The sequence below is a fragment of the Clostridium thailandense genome, from assembly GCF_019207025.1.
GTDB lineage: Bacteria > Bacillota > Clostridia > Clostridiales > Clostridiaceae > Clostridium_AM > Clostridium_AM thailandense.
Map to the genome: position 1 here is coordinate 1 of NZ_JAEEGC010000179.1, position 2,227 is coordinate 2,227.

The 2,227-nt window shown below is 31.7% G+C and carries 2 protein-coding genes and 5 tRNA genes; 1 reads left to right on the plus strand and 6 read right to left on the minus strand.

Features of this window, described 5'->3' with window-relative positions:
- Positions 1 to 86: 86 nt before the first annotated feature.
- From I6U48_RS26670 to I6U48_RS26695, 6 genes are all read right to left on the minus strand, one after another.
- Positions 87 to 171 (minus strand) — tRNA-Tyr (locus I6U48_RS26670).
- Positions 172 to 176: 5 nt separating this feature from the next.
- Positions 177 to 252, minus strand: a tRNA-Thr gene (locus tag I6U48_RS26675).
- A 24-nt stretch (positions 253 to 276) separates the two neighbouring features.
- Positions 277 to 352, minus strand: a tRNA-Val gene (locus I6U48_RS26680).
- A gap of 8 nt (positions 353 to 360) precedes the next feature.
- A tRNA-Tyr gene (locus I6U48_RS26685) sits at positions 361 to 445 on the minus strand.
- Between the two features lie 5 nt (positions 446 to 450).
- Positions 451 to 526, minus strand: a tRNA-Thr gene (locus I6U48_RS26690).
- Positions 527 to 861: 335 nt separating this feature from the next.
- Positions 862 to 1,572 carry a hypothetical protein gene (locus tag I6U48_RS26695; RefSeq protein ID WP_218323556.1) on the minus strand — a complete coding sequence of 237 codons (711 nt, stop codon included), beginning with the start codon at positions 1,570 to 1,572 and terminating at the stop codon, positions 862 to 864.
- A gap of 111 nt (positions 1,573 to 1,683) precedes the next feature.
- Here I6U48_RS26695 and yyaC point away from each other — a divergent pair, with 111 nt between their 5' ends.
- A complete protein-coding gene (gene yyaC / locus I6U48_RS26700; protein WP_218323557.1) occupies positions 1,684 to 2,220 on the plus strand; it encodes a spore protease YyaC in 537 nt (178 codons plus the stop codon).
- Positions 2,221 to 2,227 lie beyond the last annotated feature (7 nt).

The window sequence follows — 2,227 nt, forward strand, 5'->3', positions numbered from 1 at the left end:
AATTTTGCGTCGTATTATTTTACCAATGCGCCAATTGTTTTTTTATCTACATAAAAAAATAAAACACTCTTAAAAGTGTTTTATCGTGGTGGAGGAAGATGGATTCGAACCATCGAAGTCACTGACAACAGATTTACAGTCTGCCCCCTTTGGCCACTCGGGAATTCCTCCGTATTTGGTGCTGGCAGCAAGAATCGAACTCGCGACCTACTGATTACAAGTCAGTTGCTCTACCTGCTGAGCTATGCCAGCGCACTTACTTTTTTTAATTTTAAATGGTGGGCACAACAGGGCTCGAACCTGTGACCCTCTGCTTGTAAGGCAGATGCTCTCCCAGCTGAGCTATGCGCCCATCTATTATGGTGGAGGAAGATGGATTCGAACCATCGAAGTCACTGACAACAGATTTACAGTCTGCCCCCTTTGGCCACTCGGGAATTCCTCCATATTTGGTGCTGGCAGCAAGAATCGAACTCGCGACCTACTGATTACAAGTCAGTTGCTCTACCTGCTGAGCTATGCCAGCGCACTTATTCTTTGTATCTCGCAGTTACTAACCGCTTCAACATGGATTAGTATACATTGTTATTATATTATTTTCAAATCTAATTATAGCTGTTTTCATCAATTTATACCAATCATAATCTCCTTTTCTATCATATACTCTTTTTTGCTCCATAATTCGATTTCAAATATCAACTATATCTATAATTTTTCTTCAGGTAATTCAACCCTAAAATGTGTCCTCTTAGACTTTGAAATTAAAATGTTCACTTGTATTTCAGAATTCTCTAAATACAAGTGAACATGTATCTAAAATTATAAAACTACATCTCTGTTTCTTAAATATAACACTTATTTTTATTGTTCTACTGCATCCATATTTATAAACTTTTCTGCTACTGCTTTAACTTTTTCATAATCTTTATCAGATAATCTACTTTTTAATAATTTTATGGTATTTCTTATGTCTTCATCACTGCCATTTTCAAGATACTTATTAATTTTTTCATAATCAATAGCTGATAACTTTGCTGCAACAGACAGCAATTTTTCTTTATCTGCTAAAGTCAAACTATCCTTTATTTTTAACTTTGAAACTTTAAATACAGGAATGCTCTCTTTCGATTGGCTACTATTGGCATCTTCACTTCTCTCTGCATCATTATCCTTTAAATCTTCTGTTTTATCATTATTCTTAATTGTTTTCTTTTTTGCATCATTGGTTTTATTATTCTCTTCAAAAAATACCTTCTTGTCATGCTCTATTTCACCATTTATCTCATTCATTTTCATTTTTTTATATGTATCAGTTGCAATATAAGTTTTTTTTTCAGTATTATAATTTATATCCTTATTTTCACTTATATTTTTATTTTTTTCTTCACTAGTTCCTTGTTTTAAATCATTAGTACTCTGTTTTATTACTTCTGAATTTTTCTTTGTATCCATTACCTGAACTTTGTTATTAACTGGCTTTTGATTTTCATTCATTCTATCTGAAAACAACATTATAACAACACAAACAGCCGTAAATACAATTGCTATAAGTGATAGTATTATCTTTTTCATATGTACGCCCTCCTTGCACCTATATTATTATCTCTTTTTTTTGATTTTTTATTCCTTTTTCTTAATATTTTTCAAAATAATTTCATATAAATTACTAAGGAGGTGTGTCTATTGTACAAAGTAAAGGCTAATTATAAAAATCCCCTATCATATTATGATATTGCTTATTTTTTAAAGAATTATATCCATGAGAATACAGTCATAGTATGTATTGGCACAGATAGATGTATAGGTGATTGTCTTGGTCCTCTAGTAGGAACTCTACTTAAAGATTCTAATTTTCCACTACCTATATATGGTACAGTTTCTGAACCAATACATGCTTTAAATATTGATAAAAAGCTTACTGAGATTAAACTGACTCATCCAAACAATCCAATAATAGGTATTGATGCTTGTTTGGGCGATTCCGAAAGCATAGGAGAAATTCAAGCAAGAGATTACCCTGTACACCCTGGAAAAGGAGTTGGAAAATCACTTCCCAATGTAGGTGAAACCTCTATAATAGGTATAGTTGATACCAATGACAATGATGAAATATTTAACAATAATAACATAAGACTAAGCTTAGTTTTTAATATGGCAAAAATGATAAAAGATTCTTTATTTCACGCCTACTATCTATATAAAAAAGAAATGACAGTATAATAAAAAG